General features: G+C 62.0%; 2 protein-coding genes. Both read left to right on the top strand.

The genetic code is table 11. The features are described from left to right. Window positions 1-979: Gfo/Idh/MocA family protein (locus tag HX823_RS31255; RefSeq protein ID WP_177078493.1), on the top strand; the 979-nt coding region annotated here is incomplete at its 5' end. After that, the coding region (locus HX823_RS31260; protein ID WP_177078495.1) for a sugar phosphate isomerase/epimerase at window positions 976-1,854 on the top strand (879 nt) is incomplete at its 3' end. The genes HX823_RS31255 and HX823_RS31260, both read left to right, overlap by 4 nt.

Consider the following 1,854-nt stretch of genomic DNA (forward strand, 5'->3'; position numbering starts at 1 on the left):
CTACAGCACCTGGCAATTGATGCTTGACGCCGAGCGTGCGTTACCCGCTGAGCAGCGCATGGAGCTGCTGGTAATCGTTACCCCTAATCATCTTCACGCGCCGGTGGCCAGCGAGGCACTTACCGCAGGCTTCCATGTGTTCAGCGAGAAGCCCGCAGCGTTGAGTCTGGCTGAACTGCGAGGCCTTGAAACCCGACTGAACAGCAGTGTCGGACTGTATGGGCTGGCGCACACCTACCTGGGCTATCCGATGGTCTGGCAAGCGCGGGAGATGGTGCGCAGCGGCGTGATCGGCGCAGTACGCAAGGTCCTGGTGGAGTATCCCCAAGGCTGGCTCAGCCAGGATGTGGCCGGGCAGGGCAACAAACAGGCCGAGTGGCGTGGGCAGCCGGAACTGTCCGGGGTGGGCGGCTGCATCGCCGATATCGGCACCCATGCCTTTTCCCTGGCAGAGTTTGTGGCTGACCAAACCGTTACCCACCTCTGCGCCAGCCTGGGTGTGCATGTGGACGGCCGTCAGTTGGACGACGATTGCGCCATGCTGTTCAAGATGGCGCAGGGTGCCACTGGCGTGCTGACCGCCAGCCAAGTGTGTGCGGGGGAAGAGAACCCGCTGAGTATTCGGGTCTACGGTGACAAGGGCGGCCTTGAATGGCGCCAGGAACAACCCGCCAGCCTGATTCATCGCTCACTCGACCAACCGATGCGCGTCTTGCGCTCCGGCATCGGGCAACCGTGGTTGTGCGAAGCCGCGACCCAGCGCATGCGCTTGCCCGCCGGCCATCCCGAGGGCTACCTGGAAGCGATGGCCAATCTGTATGGCGATTTTGCCAAGGCCATTCGCGGCGAGATTGAAGGCCACACCGCACCGGGTGTTCCGGGGATTGAGGTGGGCCTGCGCGGCATGGCCTTTATCGAAGCGGCCATCGCCAGTCACACCAGCGATGCCAAATGGACCCCGCTGGAGTGCAACCCATGAAACCTCAACCATCCATTGCGAACTCGAACGGTCTGCGCGGCCCCGGGATTTTTCTGGCGCAGTTCATCAGCGATGAGGCACCTTTTGACTCGCTGGCCAATATCGCCCAGTGGGCAGCCTCCCAGGGCTACACAGCCATTCAGCTGCCGACCCTTGGCACGCGTTACATCGACCTTGAACGTGCAGCCGAAAGCCAGAGCTATTGCGATGAACTCAAGGCCGTGTGCGCCAACGCCGGGGTTGAAATCAGCGAGCTGTCCACCCATCTGCAAGGGCAGTTGGTGGCCGTGCATCCGGCTTTTGATGTCTTGTTCGATGACTTCGCCCCGGCGCATTTGCGCGGCCAGCCCCAGGCGCGCACCGAGTGGGCAATCGAGCAATTGAAACTGGCGGCGCGCGCCAGCCAGCGTCTGGGCCTGACCGCACACGCAACGTTTTCCGGGGCCTTGCTCTGGCCCTATATGTACCCGTGGCCGCAGCGCCCTGCAGGGTTGGTGGAGCAAGGTTTTGCCGAACTGGCCAAGCGCTGGCTGCCGATCCTCGACTGCTTCGATGCGGCCGGTGTCGACCTGTGCTACGAAATTCATCCCGGTGAAGACCTGCATGACGGCGCCTCCTTCGAGCGTTTCCTTGAAGCCGTCAATCATCATCCCCGCGCAGCGATCCTCTATGACCCCAGCCACTTGTTACTTCAGCAAATGGACTACTTGGGGTTTATCGACCGTTATCACGACCGTATACGCATGTTTCACGTCAAGGACGCCGAGTTCCGTCCCGACGCGCGCTCCGGCGTCTATGGGGGGTACCAGGGGTGGGTGGAGCGCCCAGGACGTTTCCGTTCACTGGGTGACGGACAGATCGACTTCAAGTCGATC

It is taken from the genome of Pseudomonas sp. P7759, from assembly GCF_013386445.1.
GTDB classification, from domain to species: domain Bacteria; phylum Pseudomonadota; class Gammaproteobacteria; order Pseudomonadales; family Pseudomonadaceae; genus Aquipseudomonas; species Aquipseudomonas azotoformans_A.